At 58.7% G+C, this 26,781-nt stretch carries 21 protein-coding genes and 3 pseudogenes; 14 read left to right on the top strand and 10 right to left on the bottom strand.

Annotated elements, in window-relative coordinates:
* Positions 1-1,907, bottom strand: a 1,907-nt coding sequence (locus JZ00_RS27230) for a DUF6531 domain-containing protein (RefSeq protein ID WP_039594285.1), incomplete at its 3' end; no start/stop codon positions are given.
* 302 nt (positions 1,908-2,209) lie between these two features.
* Here JZ00_RS27230 and JZ00_RS31820 point away from each other — a divergent pair.
* The 13 genes and pseudogenes from JZ00_RS31820 to JZ00_RS32175 all read left to right on the top strand — a co-directional run.
* Positions 2,210-2,460, top strand: a pseudogene (locus JZ00_RS31820) (PLP-dependent transferase); the annotation flags it as partial.
* Positions 2,458-2,929, top strand: a pseudogene (locus JZ00_RS27225) (aldehyde dehydrogenase family protein); the annotation flags it as partial. The pseudogenes JZ00_RS31820 and JZ00_RS27225, both read left to right, overlap by 3 nt.
* A 509-nt stretch (positions 2,930-3,438) precedes the next feature.
* On the top strand, positions 3,439-3,798 hold the full coding sequence (locus tag JZ00_RS27220; RefSeq protein ID WP_039594287.1) for a DUF6124 family protein: 360 nt from the start codon (positions 3,439-3,441) through the stop codon (positions 3,796-3,798).
* 451 nt (positions 3,799-4,249) lie between these two features.
* Positions 4,250-4,495 carry an IS66 family insertion sequence element accessory protein TnpB gene (gene tnpB, locus JZ00_RS27215; RefSeq protein ID WP_160300885.1) on the top strand — a complete coding sequence of 82 codons (246 nt, stop codon included), beginning with the start codon at positions 4,250-4,252 and terminating at the stop codon, positions 4,493-4,495.
* Positions 4,496-4,627: 132 nt separating this feature from the next.
* Positions 4,628-4,981: an HVO_A0114 family putative DNA-binding protein gene (locus tag JZ00_RS27210; RefSeq protein WP_162488985.1), complete on the top strand. Its 354-nt coding sequence runs from the start codon at positions 4,628-4,630 to the stop codon at positions 4,979-4,981.
* 26 nt (positions 4,982-5,007) lie between these two features.
* Entirely contained in the window at positions 5,008-6,000 is a 993-nt protein-coding gene (locus JZ00_RS27205) for a restriction endonuclease (RefSeq protein ID WP_039594289.1), read from the top strand.
* A 17-nt stretch (positions 6,001-6,017) separates the two neighbouring features.
* Positions 6,018-7,838: a class I SAM-dependent DNA methyltransferase gene (locus JZ00_RS27200; RefSeq protein ID WP_235433119.1), complete on the top strand. Its 1,821-nt coding sequence runs from the start codon at positions 6,018-6,020 to the stop codon at positions 7,836-7,838.
* On the top strand, positions 7,828-9,066 hold the full coding sequence (locus tag JZ00_RS27195; RefSeq protein WP_152668477.1) for a restriction endonuclease subunit S: 1,239 nt from the start codon (positions 7,828-7,830) through the stop codon (positions 9,064-9,066). The genes JZ00_RS27200 and JZ00_RS27195 overlap by 11 nt, the downstream gene beginning before the upstream one ends.
* Complete coding sequence (locus JZ00_RS27190; RefSeq protein WP_039594290.1) at positions 9,063-9,809, top strand: abortive infection family protein; 747 nt, start codon at positions 9,063-9,065, stop codon at positions 9,807-9,809. The genes JZ00_RS27195 and JZ00_RS27190 overlap by 4 nt, the downstream gene beginning before the upstream one ends.
* Positions 9,809-10,483, top strand: coding sequence for a hypothetical protein (locus tag JZ00_RS27185; protein WP_039594291.1), 675 nt, complete (start codon positions 9,809-9,811; stop codon positions 10,481-10,483). The genes JZ00_RS27190 and JZ00_RS27185 overlap by 1 nt, the downstream gene beginning before the upstream one ends.
* Positions 10,483-13,692 carry a type I restriction endonuclease subunit R gene (locus JZ00_RS27180; protein WP_039594292.1) on the top strand — a complete coding sequence of 1,070 codons (3,210 nt, stop codon included), beginning with the start codon at positions 10,483-10,485 and terminating at the stop codon, positions 13,690-13,692. Before JZ00_RS27185 ends, JZ00_RS27180 begins: the two co-directional genes overlap by 1 nt.
* A gap of 122 nt (positions 13,693-13,814) precedes the next feature.
* Positions 13,815-14,460, top strand: a pseudogene (rhuM, locus tag JZ00_RS32180) (RhuM family protein); the annotation flags it as partial.
* 74 nt (positions 14,461-14,534) lie between these two features.
* Positions 14,535-14,750, top strand: coding sequence for a hypothetical protein (locus tag JZ00_RS32175; RefSeq protein ID WP_268794932.1), 216 nt, complete (start codon positions 14,535-14,537; stop codon positions 14,748-14,750).
* A gap of 423 nt (positions 14,751-15,173) precedes the next feature.
* Here JZ00_RS32175 and JZ00_RS27170 read toward each other — a convergent pair whose 3' ends face one another.
* From JZ00_RS27170 to exaC, 9 genes are all read right to left on the bottom strand, one after another.
* Positions 15,174-15,905 (bottom strand): LexA family transcriptional regulator, encoded by a 732-nt coding sequence (locus tag JZ00_RS27170; protein ID WP_039594293.1) that lies wholly within the window; start codon positions 15,903-15,905, stop codon positions 15,174-15,176.
* 192 nt (positions 15,906-16,097) lie between these two features.
* Positions 16,098-16,625, bottom strand: coding sequence for an inorganic diphosphatase (gene ppa / locus JZ00_RS27165; protein WP_003205933.1), 528 nt, complete (start codon positions 16,623-16,625; stop codon positions 16,098-16,100).
* Between the two features lie 255 nt (positions 16,626-16,880).
* The gene (locus JZ00_RS27160; protein ID WP_039594294.1) at positions 16,881-17,693 is read right to left on the bottom strand and encodes a M90 family metallopeptidase; all 813 of its coding nucleotides are present in this window, start codon (positions 17,691-17,693) and stop codon (positions 16,881-16,883) included.
* 5 nt (positions 17,694-17,698) lie between these two features.
* Positions 17,699-18,355: a DedA family protein gene (locus JZ00_RS27155; protein WP_039594295.1), complete on the bottom strand. Its 657-nt coding sequence runs from the start codon at positions 18,353-18,355 to the stop codon at positions 17,699-17,701.
* 261 nt (positions 18,356-18,616) lie between these two features.
* Positions 18,617-19,078 carry a GNAT family N-acetyltransferase gene (locus tag JZ00_RS27150; RefSeq protein ID WP_039594296.1) on the bottom strand — a complete coding sequence of 154 codons (462 nt, stop codon included), beginning with the start codon at positions 19,076-19,078 and terminating at the stop codon, positions 18,617-18,619.
* A gap of 106 nt (positions 19,079-19,184) precedes the next feature.
* A complete protein-coding gene (gene eutC / locus JZ00_RS27145; RefSeq protein ID WP_039594297.1) occupies positions 19,185-20,009 on the bottom strand; it encodes an ethanolamine ammonia-lyase subunit EutC in 825 nt (274 codons plus the stop codon).
* A 26-nt stretch (positions 20,010-20,035) separates the two neighbouring features.
* Positions 20,036-21,430 (bottom strand): ethanolamine ammonia-lyase subunit EutB, encoded by a 1,395-nt coding sequence (locus JZ00_RS27140; protein WP_039594298.1) that lies wholly within the window; start codon positions 21,428-21,430, stop codon positions 20,036-20,038.
* A 57-nt stretch (positions 21,431-21,487) separates the two neighbouring features.
* Positions 21,488-22,936 carry an ethanolamine permease gene (gene eat / locus JZ00_RS27135; protein ID WP_039594299.1) on the bottom strand — a complete coding sequence of 483 codons (1,449 nt, stop codon included), beginning with the start codon at positions 22,934-22,936 and terminating at the stop codon, positions 21,488-21,490.
* A 99-nt stretch (positions 22,937-23,035) separates the two neighbouring features.
* Entirely contained in the window at positions 23,036-24,556 is a 1,521-nt protein-coding gene (exaC, locus tag JZ00_RS27130) for an acetaldehyde dehydrogenase ExaC (protein ID WP_039594300.1), read from the bottom strand.
* A gap of 287 nt (positions 24,557-24,843) precedes the next feature.
* Between exaC and JZ00_RS27125 the strand changes: the two genes are divergently transcribed.
* Entirely contained in the window at positions 24,844-26,748 is a 1,905-nt protein-coding gene (locus JZ00_RS27125; protein ID WP_039594301.1) for a sigma-54-dependent Fis family transcriptional regulator, read from the top strand.
* Positions 26,749-26,781 lie beyond the last annotated feature (33 nt).

Here is a 26,781-nt window from a genome sequence, read left to right as displayed (position 1 = left end):
CCGTCGTAGCGGTAGGAAACCAGCGTTTGTTCAGTGCGCCAACTTTCGTCGCGGGTCGGTGCTGGGTGATAAGTCTGATAGTCGATGGCGACCAGGTGGCGGTGTTCATAGCGCAGGCGCAGGCAGCGCCCAGCGCCGTTGTCCAGTCGGCTGATGTCGCCGTAGATGTTGCGCTGGACGGTCAGGCGGTTGTCGTACCGATCGCTCAAGGCGATCAGATGCCCGTCGCGAAAGTGTAGGAAAGGGGTGTCTTCGCCGGGCTGGGCGATGATCAGTTCGTCCGGCTCGCTGCTCAGGTAGATGGCCGCGCGGGCCAGGCTGTTGTGGATCGCCGGGCGTTGCAGGCTCGGGCGGGGGAAGGCGGTGCGGCGGTTTTCCTGGTCGATCCAGATGACCTGCTCGCCTTCGAGCAACAGGCGATGGGCCAGGGCATGGCTCCAACCGCGGCCGAGGCCGATGTCCAGTTCGGCGGCGCTGGTGCGATAGAGCCGGGTGAAGGTAAACGGCAGGCGTCCGTCGAGGGTGCCGTCGTCCAGGGTCAGCAGTTCTTCGCCGGTGACCATCGACACCGGACAGCCGTTGGTGCGGGTCTGGGCGGCGCTGTCGGCGGGGTCGCCGTTGGGGTTTGTCGATTGAGTGGAGGCGTCGTCGTGGTGTTCTTGTTTGCTCAGCCGAGTAGAGGGCTGGGATTTTTCCCGCACGACCGGAGCCGGGTTGCTGACCGACAGCGGTGGGGAATCCCCTGCGGTGATGTGCAACGGTGTGACGGGAGCGGGGCCTACGGATGGGCCTCGGCCGGCAATCACGACCGGCTTGAGCACATCGGCATGGGCGTTAAGGCTGTCACCACCGAGTTGGCCTAGGCGCTGGCTCGACGCCTGCAGCCATGTCCGAACACGCTCCGAACGGACATGACGTAGTACCTTGCCGCTCATTCGCAGGCCGACGCCCAGGCCAGCGGTTAAACGCGCCAAGATGAGGTTGATCAGAATCGAGGCGCGCATTTCACCCAGCGCTTCGGCCAAGTACCGGGGCGGCAACATCCGCATCCAGCTGATGAACGCCGCGGTGTAAACGAAGAGCAAGGGCTCATCGCTCACGATCATCAGCGCTTTGGCGATCGCTTCGGATGAAGCTTTCAGCAGTTGCTCAAGTTCGGCCTCGGTGAAGTATTCCAGCAACTTTTCACTGTTGGCCTGCAGGTCCGCCAGCAGATCGAAGATCTGTTTGACGTCGTCCCACAGCTTATACAAAGCGTTTTCAAAGCCACGCAGCTGAGCGTCCTGCAACGTGTTGTAGCGATCCAGGAAACCTTTTGCCGAATGCTCCTTCCACAGCGGTTGAAACGCTTTCCACTCGGCTTTCAGCCAGCCTTCGAGCTCGCCGATCGCTGTTTGATACGAGGCATACAGCGCCTGGACATGACCGGTCGTGATATTTGGAAAAAAGCTGATGCGATAACGTTGGCCACGGTCGCATTCGGATATTTCCAGAATGCCGCTGGGGCCGATGACGTATGGGATGGGATCGCCAAACGTTTCTTTCCCCAACTCGTCCCGAATGATGGGTTCGAGCACCACCGGTGTGTCGCCGATCGGCACGAAACGCGAGGCTTGGAACATATGCACCAGCGTCAGCGGGCCTTGTGCCGGACAGCTCGCCACCACCGCGCTGGCTTGCTTGCCGCCGTCCTTCGCAGGCGCGAGCGACACTTCGTTGCCCACCTTGAAAACCTGCTCGATGTCCAGCGTCTGGCCGTTCCAGAACTTTTCCGCCCAGGTGTCGTAGTCGCCCAGGCAATTGCGAAAATCCTTTAGCACCGCCTCGGCATCGGGCGAGTTCATGACGGTCAGGACCAGCGTACCAATGGCGCCGCTTATAGACGGAGTCTTGTCAGGGAAACGCATTCGGACATCTCGCAGCGCAGGAAGGCGCGAGACTTTGCCGGGGATAGCCAGAGAAATAAGTCAGGGAAGGCGGCAGTGGCTGTAGGGCAAATCTTTAATTGGCCCTGCGCACGCAAGAAGCCCACAGGAGGCAAGTTACCAAGGCGTCCAGCCATTAAAAAAACCACCCCTTTGGCACCGATAACATCGTTTCTCGGGGGGCGCGGCTTTTCCCTATATTGGCCTCAGATTCCGGCGGATGGCTCAACGTCCGCCCCCTCAGTACGAGTAGTCACAACAAAAAACCTGACAGCGCAGGGCTAATCAACGCAGGAGCGGGCACCCGAGCGGTGTGGGGCGGGGAGCAAGTCAGGCATCCCTACAACGCCACCCAGACTCCCATCGTCGTCAGCGCCGCGTACGGTTACGACGACATCGACGTCTGGTCGCCGCGGCTAAACGCGTCGGCGCGCTGGTGGTGGCGGACAACACCTTCGCCACGCCGCTGAACCAGACCCCGTTGGCACTGGCTGTCGACGTGGTGATCCACAGCGCGACCAAACTCCTCAGCGGCCCGATGATCACCCAACAGGCTGCGCAGAACGCCGAACAGGTGGTGAACGAAGCGCTGCAGCAAGGCGCCACGTTGCTCTGCGGGCATCGGCGTCAGAGCAATTGTTATGCGGCTACTGTGTTGGAAAATGTCGATCATTCCAGCCGGATTTGGGGCAACGAAGCGTTCGCGCCAGTGGTGGTGTTGCAGGTATTCGAGACGTTTGATGAGGCGATCGCGTTGGCGAACGAGCCTGAGTACGCGCTTCATGCTGGGATTTTCACCAATGATTTGTCCACGGCGATGAGCGCTGCGCGGCGGATCGAGGCGGGGGGCGTGGTGATCAATGACTCGTTGGATTTCCGGTTTGATGCGATGCCGTTGATGGTTCCAAGTTTGGGAGTTTGGGAGTTTGGGCAGGGAAGGGGTGCGGTTTGCGTATGAGGAAATGACCCAGCCGAAGGTGGTTTGTTTGAATGTGTTGGGATGAGGGGCGAGTCAATCCCCAGAAGTCGCTTTACCCGTCATGTCGCTAAAACGCCGTTTTGACGACACATTTTGTTCTCATGTCGTCGGTAGCGACATGAGTAGGGAACGTGTCGCAGAAATCGCAAAACGGCGACACGTTATCCTCTCTTGGCGGGGGGGCGCGGCGCGGTGTTTATTGGGCGCTTGGAATCCAGGGCGCGACTGACGTTTTCTTGCGCCATTGCCTACAACTACGCCAGAATCCGCTGGCTTGTGCGTTTTGGGGCCCTTCGGTAGTTTGAGTCTTGTCACTGAGCATCAGTGATCGGGTTTAGTCGCCCGTCTCAACCTAAGGCGTAACAAGTCCCCGTCGGACAGGCTTTGCTGTTCCTGTAATGATGGTGGCTGTGCGCAGGGCGCCCCCGGGCGCGCCGGGATTCTTAGGTTCACCGGTCGACTAACCTGCGCACAGCTGCCGCCCTCTCGTTTAGTCGCGAGGTGGTTGCAGCATCATTTAAGGAACCTAAGTCGATGGCAAAAATTACACCGAACCCTCCGACTGCAGATGAGCATGTATCTCGCGCTCAGACTGCTCGTAACAAGAAGCTTGATGAAGCTGCTGAACGGGCTTTGGATTTTTATCTGAAGCCTACGCCGAAGAAAGAAACGTCTGACAATCCCAACTCCATTCTCCGTATCGCCCCGGATGTTGATTCGGAATGTTTGCTTGCGAGTCTCAGCGAAAACCTGGCTTCGGCGAATGCCATGATCAGTGATTTGGCGTTTGATCTTGATGGATCGCGCCGGCGTGTTGCGATGGGGATTTTGCAGGTGATTGAGGTGAGTGAATTGTTGGCGAATCGGGCTTTGGATATTGTTGAGGTGAGGTAGCAAGGGGTCGCGCTTACCCCAGGTATGAAAAAAGGTCTTGCTAGCAAGACCTTTTTGTATCCGAGAGTCCCTGAAGCGATGAGCTCCAATTGTGCAAGAGGTGCTTGCACAATTACGGAGATTCAGCGAAGCGATAGCCCTTAATGCGCCAACGAAACTCTTACCCAAACCCCTTCAAAGCTCAGGTCGTGCGGGAATACCTGCAACCCAGTGCAACCAGTTCTAGTATTATCATCAGGCATGGCATCACGCCAACGTTATTCGTAAGTGGCTACCGCTTACGGGGGGCAGCCACCCTCAGCCTTGCCGGCGTTTGTTCCGGTGAAAGTCGAACCGAAAAGACCATCTGCGTCGGCGATCATGAGCTGTCGTTTGGCGAGCATACACTCATGGTGAAATGGCGGTCCTCCGATACCGAGAGTTATTCCCGCTTTGTCCGTGGATTTGCCCCATGATTCGCATTGATGCGGTCTGGTTGGCTATCGCACTGATGGATATGCGTTCCGGCCCCGAAAAAGCGTTCGCCCGTGTAGTGACGGTCTTCGATGCGGCGCAGCCGCACTGTGTTCATCTGTTTGCCAATCGCCTAGGCAGTCGCATGAAAGTGTTGATGCATGATGGCTTATGCGTTTGGTTGGCGGCACGCTGTCTGCACCAAGGGAAGTTTTCTTGGCCAAGTAATCCATCCACGGCCTAGCGCCGTCGGCCAATCGGGTGGTGTGGGGCCCATCGGGGGCGTGGGAGGGCTTGGGGTAGAGCCGCTGTCCCTTTGATTGTCTTTCCCTTTGTGGCAGGTATTTGGGATCGACGATGATTATCAGGCACTGATATAGTTGTAAGTCAACGTGTTATAGGGTTCGCGATCATGAAACGCTGCATTGTGGGGATCCGGCAGCCAGAAGGCTCGCCGCCCCGGGAAAGCGAAACCCCGAGCATTTGGTTCCCCTCCTTGGCATCACTGGCTGCGGTGCTATCAGACGACAACCGACGCCTGCTGCATCTGATCTATGACAAACAACCCAAGTCTCTTACCGAACTGGCTGAACTGAGTGGCCGCAAGGTTCCGAACCTGTCGCGCACCCTGAAATTGATGGCGGATTACGGACTAGTTTCGCTGCAGCGCAATGTTAGGGATGTTCAGCCGACTGCGCTGGTGACCGAATTTCTGGTCGTGCTGGATTGATGGCTATGAATACGAGAGGGAATGCGATGGCACGGATGTGGATGGTACGCGGCGATGGCGGCAGTCTGTATGACACCTTCCGTGAGCGCGGCGTGATCGCTGTGGGCTGGAACCAGTTGGCGGCTCATGCCAAGCCCGGCGTAGGGCGCAAGCAATTAATCATCTTGTATCAGTCCGCCGAGCCACAGGCAAAACAAGGCACGGTGGTGTCGGGCGCATCTCAGGTCTGGCGTTTCGTCAACGACATCCAGAATGGCGATTGGGTCATCACCTATTCACCTGCCAATCGCCTGTACTCGATCGGCAATGTAACTGGCCCAGCCGAACACCACCCGGAATGGGCCGAGCAAGGCATGCCGCTGACGCGTCAAATGCAGTGGCAAACACAGGAGTTACCACGCGACAGCTTGGGCACTGGTACTAAGAATAGTCTGGGCTCGACCTTGACCCTGTTCGAGGTGTCATCCAGCGCAGCATCCGAAATATTGGCTGCGCTGAAAGGCAAACCTGTGCCGGCCGTGGAAGATGAGGCCGCAGAAGTCATCGCCGACCCACTGGCTGACATCGATTCCCAGGCGCTGGAACGCATTAAGGACCGGGTTAACGAACTCGACTGGGACGACATGCAGCAGCTGGTCGCCGGTATCCTCCGGGCCATGGGCTACAAGACCCAGATTTCGCCGCCCGGATCGGATCGAGGCAAGGACATCGTTGCCTCGCCGGACGGCTTCGGCTTTGAACACCCGCGCATCGTCGTGGAGGTCAAGCACCGCAAAGGACAGATGGGTAGCCAGGATATTCGTGGTTTCCTTGGCGGCCGCCACAAGGATGATCGTGGGTTATATGTCGGCACCGGTGGCTTTACCAGGGACGCCCTGTACGAGGCCGACCGAGCCTCCATCCCGTTGGCGATGTGGACGCTGGACCATGTGGTCCGTGCGCTGATCGAGCACTACGACGCCACCGATGCCGAAACCAAACGAATTGTACCGCTGAAGCGACTGTATTGGCCCGCTTGAAGCCATAGGGATAACAAGTGACATCTACTGAACAATTGATTGAACGCTTCATCGCCATGTTGACCTCCTTGGGCGGCAATGCAGGCAATCAACGCTTACTTGAAGCGCTGGGCTGGCAGGACAACACTTATCAACGCATCAAGCGGCAACTGATCGACGTTGGTCAAATCCGCCCTGGGCGTGGGCGAGGCGGTTCGGTTGTTTTGGCGACGGCGACACAGACGCCGGTTGCCCTTAACGATATTCCTAAACCTGAGGCTGTACAGCCCAAAGCAACGCGGGCAGCTTCGAGTCAGACACCTATATCTGAACTCGACTATGCCGACAAACTGTGGAAAACCGCTGACAAATTGCGCGGCAACATGGAGCCCAGCGATTACAAGCATGTCGCTCTCGGCCTTATCTTCCTCAAGTACATATCGGATGCTTTCGAGACTCGCCACGCAGAACTGCTGGCCGAAGATGCGCTGGCGGCGGAGGACAAGGACGAATACCTTGCCGACAACATCTTCTGGGTGCCCAAGGAAGCGCGCTGGTCGCACCTGCAAGCCAACGCCAAGCAATCGAGCATTGGCACGCTGACCGACGATGCCATGCGCGCCATCGAGAAGGACAATGAGTCCCTGAAAGGCGTACTGCCCAAGGACTATGCCCGTCCCGCGCTCAACAAGGTGATGCTGGGTGAGCTGATAGACCTGATTTCCGGCATTGCGCTGAACGAGAGGGGCGACAAGTCAAAGGACGTGCTGGGCCGCGTGTACGAGTACTTTCTCGGTCAGTTCGCCGGTGCCGAAGGCAAGCGCGGCGGTGAGTTCTATACGCCGCGCAGCGTAGTGCGCACCCTGGTAGAAATGATCGAGCCGTACAAAGGTCGCGTTTACGATCCATGCTGCGGCAGCGGTGGCATGTTCGTGCAAAGCGAGAAATTTGTGAACGAGCACGGCGGGCGTATCGGCGACATTGCCATCTACGGCCAGGAAAGCAACTACACTACTTGGCGCCTATGCAAGATGAACCTTGCAGTGCGTGGAATTGACAGCGATATCCGCTGGAACAACGACGGCAGCTTCCACAAGGACGAGCTACGCGACCTGAAGGCCGACTTCATCCTCGCCAACCCGCCGTTCAACATCTCAGACTGGGGCGGCGAGCGCCTGCGCGATGACGTACGTTGGCAGTTCGGCGTGCCGCCGGTGGGAAATGCCAACTATGCATGGCTGCAGCACATCCACCACCACCTCGCCCCGCATGGTTTTGCTGGCGTGGTGTTGGCCAATGGTTCAATGAGCAGCCAGCAGAGTGGCGAAGGCGAGATTCGCAAGGCGATGATCGAGGCGGGCTCAGTGGACTGCATGGTCGCGCTGCCGGGACAACTGTTCTACTCCACGCAGATTCCGGCCTGCTTGTGGATTTTGGCCAAGGATCGCAGCAACGGGCTGGTGCAGAACAGCAAGTTGCGTGATAGACGTGGCGAAATCCTGTTTATCGACGCGCGCAATATGGGCGTGCTCGTTGACCGTACCCGGCGCGAGCTGACCGATGACCAGATCGCCAGGATTGCAACGACCTACCATGCGTGGCGTGGTGAAAAGGGAGTAGATGCATACGCCGATGTACCGGGCTACTGCAAATCCGCCTCGCTCGACGAAGTTCGCAAGCACGGCCATGTGCTTACACCGGGACGCTACGTTGGAGCCGCTGCACAGGAAGATGACAGCGAGCCATTCGATCAAAAGATGCAGCGCCTTGCGGCGCAATGGCGTGAACAGAAATCGGACGCAGCGAAGCTTGATGTACTCATCGAAGCTAATCTGAGGAGGTTTGGCTATGGTGGCTGATCTTATTCCATTTACCGAACTTCTTTCTACGATTGTCGATAACCGTGGAAGAACCTGTCCTGTGGGTGATACTGGATTACCACTGATTGCGACCAACTGTATTAGCAACGACAGTCTGTACCCAAAATACGAAACTACGCGATTTGTCAATGATGAAACGCACCGAACGTGGTTTCGCGGACATCCGCAGCCCGGCGATATTTTGTTCGTCTGCAAAGGTAGCCCTGGACGCACCAACTTGGTTCCGGATCCAGTTGATTTTTGCATTGCACAGGACATGGTCGCCGTTCGGGCAGACCCGAAGAAGGTTTATCCGAAGTACCTCCTAGCTGTCTTGCGCTCGTCTTACGTCCAAAATCAAATCGACAACATGCATGTCGGAACTTTGATTCCGCATTTTAAAAAGGGCGACTTTGACAAGTTACAGATTCCCGTCCTTGATCATGCAAGCCAGAAATTAATTGGCGATACTTATTTTCTGTACTCAAAAAAAATAGAACTCAACCGACGCATGAGCCTGACGCTCGAAGCGATGGCATTCGCCCTGTTTAAGTCCTGGTTTGTTGATTTCGATGATGTGCTCCTAGAGGACATGCAGGAATCAGAACTAGGTTTGATTCCGAAGATGTGGCGTGTTGGGACGCTTACGGATTTGGCTGTACTCAATCCTGAGGCGTGGACAAAGCAAACGAGGCCTGATGAAATCCGCTATGTCGATTTGTCAAACACGAAATGGGGGCATATTGAGAGCGTCACGCCGTATAAGGCAAAAGATGCACCAAGTCGCGCACAGCGCGTACTGCGACCGAACGACACGATTGTCGGCACGGTGCGGCCGGGCAATGGTTCCTACGCACTCATAGGCGAGAATGGCTTGACCGGCAGCACGGGCTTTGCGGTGCTTCGCCCGAAGCGGGACGAGTACGCAGCCCTTGTGTATCTTGCCGCAGTTGCGCCGGACAATATTGACGTCTTGGCGAATCTTGCCGACGGTGGAGCATATCCAGCTGTACGTGCAGAGGTCGTTGCAGCAACGCGCGTCGTCATTGCAGATGAAGAAACTATTGCTAGGTTTGCACAGTGCGTTTCGCCATTGCTTGAAAAAATCGCAAAGAACGAGCGCCAATCTCGCACTCTCGCCGAACTCCGCGATACCCTGCTCCCCAAGTTGATTTCAGGCAAGCTTCGTGTAAGGGATGCGGAACGTTTCCAGGGAGAAACAACATGAGTCTCGATTGGTGCCTTGGCATCCGTGAGGCTTGCCTATATTGGCGTGATGCTCCGATGCTGCAGCAGACCTTCGAGGCACTGGAGCGCACTTTGGATCAGGACAACGATGCGTGCATCGACTGCGCGAAATCCATCGTTGAAGTATTCTGCCGCATCATTGTGGATGAACTGGATTCGCCTACCCACCCCGTCAAGCCGAAAGCTACTGCTCCGGATTTCGGTGAATGGGTCAGTTCCGCAGTGCGTGTGCTGAAGCTTGGCGAAAATCAGAACAATAAATTCCTCAAGTTGGTATCGCAACACCATAAGCTGACGACAGCACTGGGTGATCTACGGAACGAATCTGGGCCGGTCAGTCATGGGCGGGACGGATTTCTTGCCAAACTGTCCATTCATCATCGCCGCACGGCGGTTTTGTCGGCGGATGCTCTGGTAATGTTTCTGCACCAAGCCTATCTAGAAGCACAGCGAGATCCGGTCAATTCGCGCGAACCGTGGGAACGGTTTGGAGAATTCAACCAGCTAATTGACGCTCATATCGGGTTGGAGCTGATTATGGACGATGACGGCAATCCCGAGTTTCGGATTCTTCTGCCTGGCAATGACTCCTTCCCTCTCAATGTTTCCGTCAGCCGTTTGCTCTACCAGCTTGACCGAGATGCATATATCGAAGCATTGAATGCTGCACGCGACGCTCCTGTTACTGCAACGGAGCAAAACGCGGAACAAGGAGGAGCGTGATGGCCTGGGACTGGGCGGTAGTTGGAACCGCAGTGGGCGGGTTTTCCACCCTGATCTACACCGGATTTACTTATGCACTGCTGCGTGAAAACCGCGCGTTGCGCAAGGCTGGCAGCCTGCCTCAAGTGGTCGCCCATTTCGAGCCACACCCCGACGGTAATGGAGCCTTGCAACTTGCATTTTCCAATGTAGGTACAGGCCCGGCCTTGGGTGTCTGCTATTCGTTCGAGCGTGATGCTGGCGATTTCGAGAATTATCAGATTCTGTTCAAGCACGCCGAGGAGCGCCCCGCGCTGACCATGATTGGTCAGGGAGAGAAGTTCAGCTTTACCTTTGCCATCGGGTTCAATCTGTTCAGGCCCAAAGATGTGAACGTCAGCCGGCAGCTCAAGCCTTTTTACGTCAAGGTTAGCTGGCGTGCTGCCGGGGAGAAGAAGTTACACACTGAAAAATATCTTTTGGATGTCTCGGCGTATGTCGGGCTTCCAGGAATTGTCGAAAAGCCATCCATTGTCAAGATTGCTGATGCGCTGACTGAGATCAAGAAGCACATGGGAGTATTGGCCAAAACCGCTGAGGCACAGATTCGATTTGTTGAGGCAACCTCAATAGAGGAGCACATAAGGAAAGTCGTTCCGGCACGACAAACATCTTCTAATGAGGAGCAACGCTGATGGCTTTTCTATCCGAAGCCGCAGTCGAGCAAGCCCTGCTCGAACAGCTACGCAGGTTGGGCTACGCCATTGTCTCAGACAACATCATCGGCCCGGATGGCAGTGCGCCGGAGCGTGAAAGCCATGATGTCGCCATGCTGCAAACGCGACTGGAGGACGCTGTGTCGCGATTCAATCCGCAGCTTCCAACGGAAGCGAGGGCGGATGCCATCCGCAAGCTTACCCAGAGCGAACTGCCGAACCAGCTAGAAGAAAACCGCCGTATCCATAAGCTGCTGACCGATGGCGTTGATGTTGAATACTACGCAGACGACGGTGTACTCACTGCCGGCAAGGTGTTCCTACTCGACTTCGACCGCCCCGAGAACAACGATTGGTTGGCCGTGCATCAGTTCGTGATCATCAGCGGTCAATACAAGCGCAGGCCGGACGTGGTGCTGTTCGTCAACGGTCTGCCACTGGCAGTGATCGAGTTGAAAGCGCCTGGCAGTGCGGGTGCGAACCTAGTGGGGGCGTTCAATCAGCTGCAGACCTATAAGCAGCAGATCGCCACGCTGTTCCACACCAATGTCGTGCTGGTCACATCCGACGGCATAGCGGCACGGGTTGGCTCACTGTCTTCCGATTTGGAACGTTTCATGCCGTGGCGTACCACTGACGGCAAGGATGTCTTGCCCAAAGGCCAGCCCGAATTACCGACACTGATCGAAGGCGTGTTTGAGCCGCAACGCCTTCTCGACCTGCTGCGCTGGTTTACCGCTTTCGGAGAGACCGGGCGTGGATTGGTCAAAATCATTGCTGGTTATCACCAGTATCACGCGGTCAATCACGCCGTCGAGTCCACCATCCGAGCCGCCAGCCGAAGTCAAAATGTACACGAAGAACCTGGACATTATGGATTGCCCAGTGTGGCGACGCAGGCAAATGGCGACCGGCGCGCAGGCGTGATTTGGCACACTCAGGGCAGCGGCAAGAGCTTACTGATGGCCTTCTATGCCGGTCGTCTGGTACAGCACTCGGCGATGAAGAACCCGACGCTGGTAGTGCTTACCGACCGTAATGATTTGGATGACCAGTTGTTCGCCACCTTCTCAATGTGCAAGGACTTGATCCGGCAAACGCCGGTGCAGGCTGAGAGCCGTGAAGATTTGCAGAATTTGCTCGCACGTGCCTCCGGTGGAGTAATCTTTACCACTTTGCAGAAGTTCGGCGAAGTGAGCGAGCCGTTGACTGCACGCAGCAATGTAGTGGTTATCGCCGACGAGGCGCACCGCAGCCAATATGGGCTGAAGGCCAAGGTGGATAGGAAGACCGGCGAAGTCTCCTATGGCTTTGCTAAATACATGCGTGATGCGCTGCCCAATGCTTCTTTCATCGGTTTCACCGGCACACCCATCGAAGCCACTGACGTGAATACCCCGGCATTGTTTGGCCATTACATCGACATCTACGACATCAGTCGCGCCGTCGAAGATGGGGCAACCGTGCCGATCTATTACGAATCGCGGCTAGCACGCATTGAATTGGATGAAAGCGAAAAGCCCGAACTGGACCTAGAAGTCGAAGCTCTGTTCGAGGATGCAACTGCAGATGAAAAGGAAAAGCTCAAAGGACGAGCTGCCGCAGTAGAGCGGCTGGTCGGCAGCCAGAAGCGGTTGGCGTTAGTGGCACAAGATTTGGTAACGCACTTCGAGGAGCGTGTCGTAGCCCTGGATGGCAAGGCGATGGTGGTGTGCATGAGCCGCGAAATCTGCGTTGATCTGTACAAGGAAATCATCAAACTGCGCCCTGACTGGCATAACGATGACGATATGTTGGGGGTAGTTAAGATCGTGATGACCGGTGTGCCCAGCGATCCGCCGGAGTGGCAACCGCATGTTGGCAACAAAGCTCGGCGCGACCTTCTGGCCAGGCGAGCCAAAGACTCGGACGACCCGCTGAAGCTGGTGATCGTGCGCGACATGTGGCTGACTGGCTTCGACGCGCCGTCCATGCACACCATGTATGTAGACAAACCGATGAAGGGACACGGTTTGATGCAGGCCATCGCACGGGTCAACCGCGTGTTTCGCGATAAGCCTGCCGGTTTGATTGTCGACTACATCGGCATTGCCCAAAATCTGAAATCAGCGCTGGCGCAATATTCACCGCGAGACAAGGAAAACACCGGCATCGACGAGGCACAGGCCATAGCACAGATGAGGGAGAGGTACGAAGTGGTGCGCGACATGTACCACGGCTTCGACTATCTCACAGCTTTGGGTGGCACACCGCAGCAGCGCTTGGTAATGATGGCTGGCGCCATTGAGTGGATTCTGGATAAGCAACAAAAATGGGCGGCAGCAGAAACGACTGACGAAGGAAAAAAGAACGCACAACGTCGTTACCAGGACGCAGTGCTCGCCGTGTCCACGGCCTACGCACTGGCTTCTGCCTCGGATGAAGCGCGTGCCATTCGCGAGGAAGTCGGCTTCTTCCAGGCCATCCGCGAGGCGTTGACCAAAAGCGCAACGGGGTCGGGTATCAGCACACAGGAGCGCGACTTAGCCATCCGGCAGATCGTCAGCCGGGCGGTGGTTTCCACCGAGATCGTAGATATCCTCAAGGCGGCCGGCATCCAATCGCCGGACATTTCCATCCTGTCCGACGAGTTCCTCGCTGAAGTGCAGCAGATGGAAAAGAAGAACCTGGCGCTGGAGGCATTGCGCAAGCTCATCAATGACGGCATTCGCTCGCGCAGCAAGAGCAACATTGTGCAGACCAAGGCATTCTCAGAACGATTGGAAGATGCCATTGCACGCTACCATGCCAATGCGATCACCACCGCCGAGGTGTTGCAGGAGCTGATTCAGATTGCCAAGGACATCCGCGCTGCGCGTGCACGGGGCGAGGAACAAGGCCTGAGCGCGGATGAAATTGCTTTTTACGATGCGCTCGCCGAGAACGATTCAGCGGTGCAAGTGATAGGTGACGACAAGCTCAAGGTGATTGCTCACGAATTGCTAATAAGTCTGAAAGGCAACATTTCAGTGGATTGGGCGCGCCGAGATTCGGCACGGGCGCGAATGCGTGTGTTGGTCAAGCGCATCCTGCGTAAATATGGTTATCCGCCAGATTTACAGGACGCAGCGGTGCAAACGGTGTTGCAACAAGCTGAAGCGTTGTCGGCTATGTGGAACCTGCCAGGCTCTGGGGGGGATGTGCAATGAGTGGCAGACGCACCTCAATCCGTAACAGCACGGCCGAATTCCTGATCTTCACAGGCCAAGCCAGCGAGCAGAGCATCGAAACTCGCTACGAGAACGAAACTTTGTGGCTGTCGTAGAAGCTAATGGCCGAGCTGTTCGGGGTGGATGTGCGCACCGTCAGCGAGCACCTGAAGAACATCTTTGGCAGCCATGAACTCGCGCCTGAGGCAACTATCCGGAAATTCCGGATAGTTCAGCAGGAGGGTCTACGGACGATGTCCCGAACGGTGGACTTCTACAACCTCGACGCCATCATTTCCGTCGGTTATCGGGTCAACTCCATACGTGCAACGCAGTTCCGCCAGTGGGCAACCGGCGCTCTACGTGGGTTTGCTATCAAGGATTATGTGCTGGATCGCCAGCGCATGGAAAACGATAGCTTCCCGGGCGAGGACTGTTTCGAGCAACTGTTGGAGGAAATCCGTGAGACTCGCCTCAGCGAGCGACGCTTCTACCAGAAAATCACCGACATCTACGCCACCAGCGCGGATTGCAACAAGGATGCGCCGACCACTAAGGCGTTCTTCGCCAACGCAGAACAAGCTCCATTACGCCATTCACGGCTATACGGCCGCAGAGTTGATCCACAATCGGGCCGATAACAGCAAGCCGCATATGGGATTGACATCCTGGGCGAACGGATTCGAAGGTAGGATCCTGAAAACCGATGTGGCCGTAGCCAAGAACTATCTGAGCAAGGACGAGTTGGGGTCATTGGGTCGTATCGTCAACGCCTATCTGGAGCTGGCTGAAGACCGTGCCCGCCGCAAGATTCCCATGACCATGGAGGTTGGGCCAAGCGGTTGGATGCCTTCCTGGAGTTTGATGAGCGGAAAGTGCTGCAAAACAACGGCAAAGTTTCTGCCAAGCTTGCCCAGACACATGCGGAAAGCGAGTTTGAGAAATACAGAATTGTGCAGGGTCGACTGTTTGAAAGTGATTTTGACAAGGCAGTGAAAAAACTGGCAGTCGAAGAGCCGAACGCTGAGATGACGGATAAACCTCACGTCCCCAGATAAATCAAGTCCGCTTTTACACACTCATGCCCTTGTTCATGGCTGATGTGTATTCGCGGGCTTGTTGATTAGTTGGGGGTTGATATGGATTTTTCTGGATATCCGCGGACAATTAAAAAGCCGGCTTATGGCCGGCTTCTCGTTGACTGATTCAGCTCGTTTTTGACGAACCTTACCAGCCTTCAAAACGTACATCCGGCTCTTGCGGCCGGCTGTGGGACTTGGTCAGAAAGTGATCTGCCTTGTCGGTGCGAGGCATGGGCTCGCAAATGTGGGGCGGAGGATACGCGGGTTTGGTTTGGAATCCCAGTGGTAAGTGGTGTGGAATCATTGGGTTAGGGTGATTCAGGGGAAAAGCAGGGGGCTGCTGCGCAGCCCAGCGGGAGCAAGCTCCCTCGCCACGGGGAGCTGCGGTGGATGCCGGGGTTAGTCGAACACCGGCGGTCTCTGTTTGTTGAGGGTTGACCACCAGAACACCCAGCCGATCACGTGGATGTGTTGTGCGTCGATCTGCTCTGCGCTGAAGACTTCATCCGGATAAGCAGCACTGTTGTGGCTGCGCAGCCGCAGTCGGTTGCCGGGGATGCGGTGCAGGTATTTGATCCGAAGCATGCCGTCGTGTTCGAGGGCATAGATTTGACCATCAACAATTTGCGTCAGGCCGCGGTCGATGGCGAGGGTGGAGCCGTCTTCGATGCGGTCGGCCATGCTGTCGCCGACCATGGTGGTGCAGATGGCGTCGCTGGGGTCGATTTCGAGGGATTCGAGGTGGCTGCGGGGCAGGCGGATGGATTGGTCGGGGATTTCGGTGATGTGGGTTTTGGTTTCGCCGGGGGCGATGGGGACTTCCTTGTAGAAAGGCAGTTCGATGTCCATGGGTTCCGCCACGCTGTAGACGCCGTCGTTTTCGGCGGCTTCATAGGTGGTGCCGGGGCCGAGGCCCAGTGGGGTCTGTGGGCCTTCGCCGGTGGCGAGCCATTGCGGGCTGACGGTGAGCAGGCCGGCGATGCTGTAGATGCGCGCAGGCGGGATGCCACGGTTGAACCAGTTGTTCACGTGCTGCGACTTAACGCCGTATAACTTCGCGAAGTCGGCGGATCGGATATTGGCTTCTTTGAGAAGGGCTCTGAAGCGGTCGCCACTGGAATGTATTTTCATAAACGGAAAGTTTAGGGGCGACTGGGCTTTCGGCAATAAACATGTCGTGCAAATTTATAAGATGATCTTTCCGTTTGCAGGAATCGAAACTGGCGCGTTAAACACATTTAAACACTGCCAATACGAAGTGGTATTAATGATGCTCCAGGCATAAAAAAACCCCGGTTAACCGGGGTTTTTTTCAAGTTCGACTCAGCCTTTGTAGGCGGCAACCGACTTGGTGATGGCTTCGCGGGCGGCGTCTGCGCCGGCCCAGCCTTCGATCTTGACCCATTTGCCTTTTTCGAGGTCTTTGTAGTTCGCGAAGAAGTGCTCGATCTGCTGGATCAGCAGCGGTGGCAGGTCGGTGTATTCCTTCACGTCGACGTACAGTTGCGACAGTTTGTCGTGTGGCACTGCGATGACTTTGGCATCGCCGCCGCCGTCGTCGGTCATGTTCAGGATGCCGACTGGACGGGCGCGGATGACCGAGCCTGGGGCGACTGGGTAAGGGGTCACGACGAGCACGTCGAGGGGGTCGCCGTCGTCGGCCAGGGTGTTGGGGATGTAACCGTAGTTGGCCGGGTAGAACATCGGGGTGGCCATGAAACGGTCAACGAACAGGCAATCGCTGTCTTTGTCGATTTCGTATTTGATCGGGGCGTGGTTGGCCGGGATTTCGATCGCGACGTAGATGTCGTTCGGCAGGTCTTTGCCAGCCGGAATCTTGCTGTAGCTCATTGGGCGGTGCCCCCGTTAATTGACCAGATGACTGGTCGGATTGACCAAAAAGTGGCGGCGATTATAGGCATATTTGGCCGCTGTTGCCACGCTACCAGGGTCTTAGGCTTTGTACGAAAAGTGCCTGCGCGACGATCAGGCTGTGTTGAAAACAGGCTCGGAATGCTCATTGACAACCAGTCAACTCCGCTTCCTCGCCTGTTTTCGCCTTGCCTGATCGCCGCTCGGCGACTTTTCGTGCAAAGCCTGGAGACCTTAGTATGACGCCTGATAGACCGGATCTTCGGCCTGAAGTTGCCGCAGCCGGGCCAATGGATCCTGGCGGTAGAACGCCTTGAGCTGTTCATACACTCGTGGATAGGCCTGGTGCAGCAGGTCTGGGGCGCTGAAGAAGTATTCGCTGGTGACGGCGAAAAACTCCGCCGGGTTCTCCGCGGCGTAGGGGTCGATGGCGGTTTCTGCGTCGGGGTTGTGGTCGAGTTGGCGGTCGAGGTCGTCGAAGGCCTGTTGCATGGCGTCGGCCCAGTCGCTGACGCGCATGTCGGCGTGCAGCGGTGGCAGGCCGTTGGCGTCGCCGTTGAGCATGTCGAGTTTGTGCGCCAGTTCGTGGATCACCAGGTTGTAGCCGTCCCAGCCGCCGCTGGCCATGACGCCGTCCCAGGCCAGGATGATCGGGCCTTGGGGCCAGGCTTCGCCGCTGTGTTCGCCGTCCCATTCGTGTTCGATGCCGCTGGCGTCGCGGTAGCGCTGGGGGCTGAGGAAGTCGTCGGGGTAGAGGACGATTTCGTGGAAGCCCTGGTACCAATTCAGGTCGCCGAGGTGCATCAGCGGCAATTGGGCCTGGGCGGCGAGCAGCAGGCGTTGTTCCTGGTGCAGTTCGACGCCGGGCAGGGCGGTGAGGTGTTTATCGTGCAGGAACAGCACGCAGGCTTCCCGCAGCCATTGGTCTTCGGCGGCGCTAATGCCATCGAGGAAGCTCAATTGCTGGCGCACCCGCTGCCAGGTGTCATCGGCCACGGGGTGTTTGGCGAGGGTGCGTCGACGGCGCCAGTTGCTCAGGGACCACATGGCGATCAGCGCGGTTGGGCTTTCGAGGCGCGCTGGCTCAGTTTGCTGCGCACCACGCCAATGATCATCGGCAGCAGCGACAGCAGAATGATACCGATGACCAACAGCGACAGGTTCTGCTTGATGAACGGCACGTTACCGAAGAAGTAGCCGAGGGTCACCAGGCCGCCGACCCACAGGATGGTGCCGAGTACGCTGAAGCCGAAGAAGCGCGGGTAAGGCATTTTGCCGACGCCGGCGACGAAGGGCGCGAAGGTGCGGATGATCGGCAGGAAGCGCGCCAGGGTCACGGTTTTGCCGCCGTGTTTGTCGTAGAAGTCGTGGGTTTGTTGCAGGTAGTCGCGGCGGAAAATTTTCGAGTTGGGGTTGCTGAACAGTTTTTCGCCAGCGGTGCGGCCGATGAGGTAGTTGGTGCTGTCGCCGAGGATCGCCGCGAGCATCAACAGGCCGCCCAGCAGAACCGGGTCCATGGCGCCACCGGCGGCGACGGCGCCGGCGATGAACAGCAGGGAGTCGCCCGGCAGGAACGGCATGACCACCAGGCCGGTTTCACAGAAGATCACCAGGAACAGGATGGCGTAGATCCAGGTCCCGTAGTTGGTCACCAGCATGTCGAGGTAGACGTCGAGATGCAGAATGAGGTCGAGGGGGTTGAAATCCATGCATAACACCTTGGTGGCGGCCCGGCTCGGCGGGGCTGGTGGGTCTGGCTTTGAGTATGGCTACAGGGTGTGTAGCTTTTTCTTACAAGCTGGAAAGAGCGGCATTATACGGTGGGGCGGGGGGAGTGCGGGGGGAGTTTGTAGCTGGGAATTTCTGAGGGAGTGGCTGGATGAGGTGTGGCTCAGACCGCTTTTGTGGCGAGGGAGTAAGCCCCCTCGCCACGGGAGTTAGGCCAGGGTTGCCGCGGGCAGCCCTAGGGCTCAAAGCCCTTCGCTGATCGGCAACACGTAGTTCTTGAACTCGGTGTCTTCCTTGAACCCAATCGACTCGTAGGTTTTCTGCGCCACTTCGTTGTTGCTGCTGGTGGAGACGCGCATGCGCACGGCGTTGGTTTCCTTGGCCATTTTTTTTGCGGTGCGGATCAGGTTGTCGGCGACGAGTTGGCGGCGGGCGTCTTCGGCGACGTAGATGTCGTTGAGGATCCACACGCGCTTGAGCGACAGGGACGAGAAGCTTGGGTAGAGCTGGCAGAAGCCGAGCAATTTGCTGTCGTCGTCATCGGGCAGGGCCAGGTAGATCACCGATTCCTTGCGGCGCAGGCGTTTTTCCAGGAAGGCCCGGGACGAATCCGGAAACGGCAGCGAGCCATAGAATTCCCGGTATTTGACGAACAACGGGGTCAGCAGGTCCAGGTGTTCCAGCGTCGCTTGGATAATCCGCATGGTAGGTCTCGTCTGCAAAGGTCGACATGAAGTCTGACAACAACGGCGGACTGCCGTGCCAAGATGCTGCCTGAAAGCGGATCAAAAGCGCAATTGCGATACAGGTTCAGCTTGGGGGCGGCGCCAGTAGGAAATTACCTTTCATATCGGCAGCGTTTTCCGACTCTAGAGTGTGAAGCTGGGCTTCGTCCTTCAGATTCACCCCCGAAAGCTGCCGGCGACAGGCCTCGCGCATCAGGTAGATCAGGCGATGGGCCGCCATGCCGTAGCTCAAACCTTCGAGGCGGACGTTGGAGATGCAGTTGCGGTAGGCGTCGGTCAGGCCGACCTTGGGGTTGTAGGTGAAATACAGCCCCAGGCTGTCGGGGGAGCTGAGGCCGGGACGTTCGCCGATCAGGATCACCGACATCTTTGCGCCAAGGCGTTCTGCCACTTCATCGGCCACGGCGACGCGGCCCTGTTCCACCAGGACCACGGGCGACACCGACCAGCCTTCAGCGGCGATCTGTTCTTCCAGCCGCGCCAGGAACGGCAACGTATGGCGATGCACCGCCAGCGCCGACAGGCCATCGGCGACGACAATGGCCAAGTCCACACCGCCGGGATGGGCCGCCGCGTAGTCCTGCAGCATTTGTGCGGAAATGTCGTCGAGCCGTCGGCCCAGGTCCGGGCGTTGTAGATAGCTGTTGCGGTCGCTGGCCGCGCTGTGGAGCAACAGGCTTTCACGGCCGCGCTCGGTTAACTGTGCGCGAATGCCCTGATGATCGAACGCCAAGTGCACGGCATCGCGGGCCTGGGCGTGGGCGAATTGGAAGTCCAGTTGCGCCGAGGTGGGCAGGCTGGTGCCGGTGCGGCCCAGGGCGATGCGCGCCGGGGTCAGGGTGCGCAGGTTCAGCCAGGGGTTTTGCGAATCGACAGGTGTTTTATCCATGGGCAACTCACTCATAAAAATGCGGCTTATCCCAAATGCGCGAGGGCATGACGAAACGCCGGCGGCAGGTTATCGCCGAACCGCACCCGGCCATCGGCCTGGGTGAAGATGCCCATGTTCGCTAGCCAGGTTTCGAATTCCGGCGCCGGTTTCAGGCCCAGGGTCTGGCGGGCGTAGAGGGCGTCGTGGAACGAGGTGGTCTGGTAGTTGAGCATGATGTCGTCGGAGCCGGGGATGCCCATGATGAAGTTGATCCCGGCCACGCCCAGCAGGGTCAGCAGGGTGTCCATGTCGTCCTGGTCGGCTTCGGCGTGGTTGGTGTAGCAGATGTCGCAGCCCATCGGCACGCCCAAAAGCTTGCCGCAGAAGTGGTCTTCGAGGCCGGCGCGGATGATCTGTTTGCCGTTGTACAGGTATTCCGGGCCGATGAAGCCTACAACCGTATTCACCAGGAACGGGTTGAAATGTCGTGCCACGGCGTAGGCCCGCGTCTCACAGGTCTGCTGATCGACGCCGTGGTGGGCGTTGGCCGACAGCGCGCTGCCCTGGCCGGTTTCGAAATACATCAGGTTGTTGCCCAAGGTGCCGCGATTCAGGCTGAGCCCGGCGTCGTAGCCTTCCTTCAAAATGTTCAGGCTGATGCCGAAACTGGCGTTGGCCGCTTCGGTGCCGGCGATGGACTGGAACACCAGGTCCAGGGGCACGCCACGGTTGGCCGCTTCGATGGAGGTGGTGACGTGGGTCAGCACGCAGCCTTGGGTGGGGATGTCGTAGCGCTGGATGATGGCGTCGAGCATTTCCAGCATGGCGCAGATCGAGGCCGTGCTGTCGGTGGCCGGGTTGATGCCGATCATGGCGTCGCCGTTGCCGAAGAGCAGGCCGTCGAGGATGCTCGCGGCGATGCCGGCGGGTTCGTCGGTAGGGTGGTTGGGCTGCAGGCGCGTGGACAGGCGCCCGCGCAGGCCGAGGGTGCCGCGGAATTTGGTGACCACGCGGATTTTCTGCGCCACCAGCACCAGGTCTTGCACGCGCATGATCTTCGAGACGGCGGCGACCATCTCCGGCGTCAGGCCTGGGGCCAGTGCCCGCAGGCTTTGTTCATCGGCGGCTTCGCTGAGCAGCCAGTCGCGAAAACCGCCGACGGTGAGGTGGCTGACGGCGGCGAAGGCTTGTTTATCGTGGGTGTCGACGATCAGCCGGGTGACTTCGTCGGCCTCGTAAGGAATCAGCATTTCTTGCAGGAAATGGCTGAGGGGCAAGTCAGCCAAAGCCATTTGCGCGGCCACGCGTTCGCCATCGTTAAGCGCGGCGATCTCGGCCAGGAAGTCCCCGGAACGGGCCGGGCTGGCCTTGGCCATCAGGTCTTTGAGGCTATCGAAGCGGTAGGTCTGGGCGCCGACCGTGTGTGCAAAGCTGGCCATACAGGTTCTCCGTGACGGCGCCGCTGGGCGGCGCCGTGGTTTTCGGCACGTTACGGCTTAGTGCAAGGCTTCTTCGGCTTTTTGAATGGCCGCGAATTCCTCTTCGGGCGTGCCTGCGACCAAGTGATGCCGACTGTAGAAAGCAAAGTAAGCAATTAACACTCCATAGATGATCGCGGCGCCGATCACCACCCGTGGATCGACCAGGAAGCCCGCCACCACGGCGATGCACGCCAGCACCAGGGCCACGCCCGAGGTGAAGATGCCGCCCGGCGTGCGGTATGGCCGGTCCATTTTGGGGCGACGGATGCGCAGGGTGATGTGCGCGGCCATCATCAGCACGTAGGAGATGGTCGCGCCGAACACGGCTACCAGAATCAGCAGGTCGCCCTGGCCGGTCAAGGACAGGCCGAAACCGATGATGCCGGGGATCACCAGTGCCAGGACCGGTGCTTTGCTTTTATTGGTTTCCGAGAGTTTGCGCGGCAGGTAGCCGGCACGGGACAAGGCAAAGATCTGCCGCGAGTAGGCGTAGATGATCGAGAAGAAACTGGCGATCAAACCGGCCAGGCCGACGAGGTTGACGAAGCTGCCCATCCAGGTCGAGCCGCCGTAGGCCTTGGCCAGGGCTTCCACCAGCGGGTTGCCCGAGGCCATCAGCGCGTTCGAGCCGGCGCCGCCCGGGCCGATCACCAGGATCAGCAGGGCGAAGGCCACCAGCACCAGCATGGCGCCGATCAGGCCGCGGGGCAGGTCGCGCTTGGGGTTCTTGGTTTCTTCAGCGGCCAGGGGCACGCCTTCCACGGCGAGGAAGAACCAGATCGCATAGGGAATGGCCGCCCAGACGCCGACGTAGCCGAACGGCAGGAACGGACTGGCGCCCACCGCGTCCTTGACGGGGATGTCCAGCAGGTTGGCGACGTTGAAGTGCGGCACCATCGCCACCAGGAAAACCCCCAGCGCCAGGGCGGCGACGGCGGTGATGATGAACATCAGCTTGAGGGCTTCGCCGACACCGAATATGTGGATGGCGATGAAGATGATGTAGAACGCCAGGTAGATCATCCAGCCGCCAATGCCGAACAAAGACTGGCAATAGGCGCCGATGAACACGGCAATCGCCGCCGGGGCGATGGCGTATTCGATCAAAATCGCCGTGCCCGTGAGAAACCCGCCCCAGGGCCCGAAGGCACTGCGGGCAAAACCGTAGCCGCCGCCGGCGGTGGGGATCATCGAGGACAGCTCGGCGAGGGAAAAGCACATGCACAGGTACATCGCGGCCATCAGCAGCGTGGCGAGGAACATCCCGCCCCAGCCACCCTGGGCCAGGCCGAAGTTCCAGCCGGCGTAATCGCCGGAAATGACATAGGCCACGCCCAGGCCCACCAGCAGGACCCAGCCCGCCGCGCCTTTTTTCAGTTCGCGTTGTTGGAAATATTCGGAGCCGACTTTTTCGAAGTCGACCGAGGACGTTGCCGATTGCGGGTTTGCATGATCGCTTGGCATAAGGGTTTACCTGTTTTTATTGTTTTTTGCCCTGTGGGAGGGAGAGCTCGCGATAGCTATGAAAGGGCGAAGCAGCATGAACTGCCCCGCCCTTTTTACTTAGAAGAACCCCAACGGATTGATGTCGTAGCTCACCAGCAGATTCTTGGTTTGCTGGTAGTGGTCGAGCATCATCTTGTGGGTTTCACGCCCGACGCCGGACTTCTTGTAGCCACCGAACGCGGCATGCGCCGGGTACAGGTGGTAGCAGTTGGTCCACACGCGACCGGCCTTGATCGCCCGGCCCATGCGGTAGGCGCGGTTGATGTCGCGGGTCCAGAGGCCGGCGCCGAGGCCGAACTCGGTATCGTTGGCGATGGCCAGGGCTTCGGCTTCGTCCTTGAAGGTGGTGATGCTCACCACCGGGCCGAAGATTTCTTCCTGGAACACGCGCATCTTGTTGGTGCCCTTGAGCAGGGTCGGCTGGATGTAATACCCGGTCGCCAGGTTGCCCTCGAGTTTTTCCACCTGGCCGCCGGTCAGCAGTTCGGCGCCTTCGCCCTTGGCGATTTCCAGGTACGAAAGGATTTTGTCGAATTGCTGCTCGGACGCCTGGGCGCCGACCATGGTGTCGGTGTCCAGCGGGTCGCCGCGCTTGATCTGTTCGATCTTCTTCATCACCACTTGCATGAATTCGTCGTAGATCGACTCCTGCACCAGGGCGCGGGATGGGCAGGTGCAGACTTCGCCCTGGTTGAAGAAGGCCAATACCAGGCCTTCGGCGGCTTTCTCGATGAAGCTCGGCTCGGCTTGCATGATGTCTTCGAAGAAGATGTTCGGCGACTTGCCGCCCAGTTCTACGGTGGACGGGATGATGTTCTCGGCGGCGCATTTCATGATGTGCGAGCCCACCGGGGTGGAACCGGTGAAGGCGATCTTGGCGATGCGCTTGCTGGTGGCGAGGGCTTCGCCGGCTTCTTTGCCGAAACCTTGCACCACGTTCAGCACGCCGGGAGGCAGCAGGTCGCCGATCAGTTCCATGAGTACGCAAATGCCCAGCGGGGTTTGCTCGGCGGGCTTGAGCACCACGCAGTTACCGGCGGCGAGGGCCGGGGCGAGTTTCCAGGCAGCCATCAGCAGCGGGAAATTCCACGGAATAATCTGCCCGACCACGCCCAGCGGTTCATGAATGTGATAGGCCACGGTGTTGCCGTCGATCTCGGCGGCGGCGCCTTCCTGGGCCCGCAGGCAACCGGCGAAGTAGCGGAAGTGGTCGGCAGCCAGGGGGATGTCGGCGTTGAGGGTTTCGCGCACGGCCTTGCCGTTGTCCCAGGATTCGGTGATCGCCAGGGTTTCGAGGTTCGCTTCGATGCGGTCGGCGATTTTCAGCAGAATCAGCGAACGGGCCTGGACCGAGGTGGCGCCCCAGGCATCGGCGGCAGCGTGGGCGGCGTCCAGGGCTTTGTCGATGTCTTCGGCCGTGGAGCGCGGGAATTCGGCAATGGGCTGGCCATTGACCGGGGATGTATTGGTGAAGTACTGACCTTTGACAGGCGCGACGAACTCGCCGCCGATGTAGTTACCGTATTTAGCCTTGAACGAAACGATAGCGCCTTCAGTACCGGGGTGAGCGTAACGCATGATGAGTTCTCCTTGGCTTTTGTGCTTATTAGGGAGCCGCGCAAATTCGCGCTGGTACTTAAGCCTAGAGCAAAGGTTGGGCCATTGCCTTGCAGGGCCCGGAAATCAAGACTTTAGGATGAGTTCGTCGGATAAACGGAGGGCCTGTGTCACGCTTGCGATACGCAGCGTGTGACAGTTTGTGCCATGGTTGAGACAGTCTGTGACTGGCAGGTCGCGCCAGCATTGCAAAGGTCGGTGGGCTGGAGGATGCTGAGGACCGCTACCCTCGGGGAGAACAATAAGAAATGCACAGCAACCATTTGAGTCGCCATGCCCAGCAAGTCCTGACGGTCACCCAGGGCAAGGCCCATTTGCAGGGCCCTGGCAGCGATCCGTCGATTGCCCGTTCCTGGCTGCGCTGCCTCGAGGACTATCACCTCGACCCGGCCCAGAACCTGGCGCCGACGGTGCTCGAACATGGCCGGGTGCTGGAGAGCCGCGAGCGCTTGCAACAGGTGTTGCACATCGCCGGCACGGAAATGACCAGCCTGCATCAACAACTGTCCGGCGCCGGCCACGCGGTGCTGTTGACCGACGCCCGGGGCGTGATCCTCAACTGCGTCACCGCCCCCAGCGAACGGAAGATTTTCGAACGGGCCGGCCTCTGGCTCGGCGCCGACTGGAGCGAAGCCTGCGAAGGCACCAACGGCATCGGCACCTGCCTGGTGGAACGCCAGGCCCTGACTATCCACCAGGAAGAACACTTTCGTGGCCGCCACACCGGCCTGACCTGCTCGGCCAGCCCGGTGTTCGATCCCCAGGGTGAGTTGCTGGCGGTGCTCGACGTGTCCTCGGCCCGACCGGACGTGTCGCGCCAGAGCCAATTCCACACCATGGCCTTGGTCAACCTCTCGGCGAAGATGATCGAGAGCTGTTATTTCCTTCGTTGCTTCGACAATCAATGGCTGCTGCGCTTTCACTTGCAGGCCGAGTCCGTGGGGCTGTTCAGCGAAGGCTTGATGGCGTTCGACGGCGAAGGGCGGATCTGCGCGGTCAACCAGAGCGCGTTGAACCTGCTCGGGCACATGCGTGGCGGCTTGCTTGGCCAGCGGGTCGAGGACTTCTTCGACTGTTCGCTGGATGAGCTGATGGGCCGGGCCAGCGCCCAGGCCAGCGCCAGTTGGCCGTTGCGTACCCGCGATGGCCGGCATTTGTTCGCCGTGTTGCGCGGCCAACCGCGCAGCGTGCCGGTGCAAGTCGCGCCGGCCTTCAAAGTGGTCGAGCCCGCGCGTCTGCCAGGGATCTGCCTGGGGGATGCGGCGTTGCAGGAGCATTTTCGCAAGGCGCTGCGGGTCTACGAGCGCGATGTGCCGCTGTTGATCCATGGCGAGACCGGCTCCGGCAAGGAGGCGTTTGCCAAGGCGGTGCACCACGCCAGCCAGCGCTCGGGGAAAAACTTCGTCGCCCTCAACTGCGCGGCCATTCCGGAAAGCCTGATCGAGAGCGAGCTGTTCGGTTATCGCGGCGGCAGCTTTACCGGCGCCCGCAAGGAGGGCATGCGCGGCAAGCTGCAACAGGCCGACGGCGGCACGCTGTTCCTCGATGAAATCGGCGACATGCCCTTGGCCTTGCAGACTCGGTTGCTGCGGGTGCTGGAAGATCGCCAGGTGGTGCCCATCGGCGGCGAACCGGAGCCGGTGAACGTGCGCATCATCAGTGCCACCCACCGACAGTTGCTCGATCGGGTGCGCGATGGCAGTTTCCGCGAGGATTTGTATTACCGCCTCAATGGCCTGGAAATCCCGCTGCCGGCGTTGCGTGAGCGCAGTGACAAGTCGCAGTTGCTGGACTTCCTCTTGGCTGAAGAGAGCGGTGCCGAGCCGGTGTTTATCGACGAACCGGCGCGCCAGGCGTTGCTGGGGTTCGACTGGCCGGGCAACGTGCGGCAACTGCGCAATGTGCTGCGTACCCTTGCTGCGTTGTGCGACGGCGGGCGGATCGGGTTGGAGGACTTGCCGGCGATGATCCGCCAGCGCCCGGTTGCGGCGGTCGAGGCAGTGGCGGAACGGCCACTGGAAGACGCCGAGCGCCTGGCGCTGCTCGATGCACTGGAGCGCCAGCGCTGGCACATGACCCACACGGCGGAACAGTTGGGCATCAGCCGCAATACCCTCTACCGCAAGCTGCGTAAACACGCGATTGCCCGCTGAACCACTGATAATTAATCAGATGACTGCTGACTG

This window comes from Pseudomonas frederiksbergensis, from assembly GCF_000802155.2.
Lineage (GTDB): Bacteria > Pseudomonadota > Gammaproteobacteria > Pseudomonadales > Pseudomonadaceae > Aquipseudomonas > Aquipseudomonas frederiksbergensis_A.
The sequence above is the reverse complement of the archived record's forward strand: the minus strand, read 5'-3'. Positions and strand labels throughout refer to the sequence as shown.